Raw genomic sequence first — 382 nt, 5'->3', positions numbered from 1 at the left:
AAAAGACAAAAAAGAAAATCGCAGAAGGAACAATAAAAGCACGTTTCTGCTTTAAAAAAGCTTGGAAAGACGGCGTTGCAGCAATCTGATTGTAATCAGCTTTGTACATGGCTTTCCTCCTTTTATTCGCTATACGTAAGCAAAAAGGTACACCAATAGGTATGTACTGAAAGTCTGATTTATGCGTTGAACTATACCTGGAGTATGAAAAAAGAAGGAAGTCGTGAAGAGGTGAACACAGTGGTATAAAGACAGGCGAAGGTTTTCAAGCTCGGCCGTGTATAAACGAGTTTGCTTTCAAAAACTTACCGAATGCAGCTTCTTCTCAGCAAAGCTGCTGTTTATCAGAGCACGGTTATCATATTCGCATCACCTCTTTATG

The 382-nt window shown here is 39.5% G+C and carries 1 pseudogene; it reads right to left on the bottom strand.

The features are described 5' to 3' along the window. Nucleotides 1–109: pseudogene (locus RVS70_RS23130) on the bottom strand (DUF485 domain-containing protein); the annotation flags it as partial. Nucleotides 110–382 lie beyond the last annotated feature (273 nt).

This window comes from Virgibacillus sp. M23 (assembly GCF_034190895.1).
Classification (GTDB): domain Bacteria; phylum Bacillota; class Bacilli; order Bacillales; family Amphibacillaceae; genus Virgibacillus; species Virgibacillus salarius.
The sequence above is the reverse complement of the archived record's forward strand: the minus strand, read 5'-3'. Positions and strand labels throughout refer to the sequence as shown.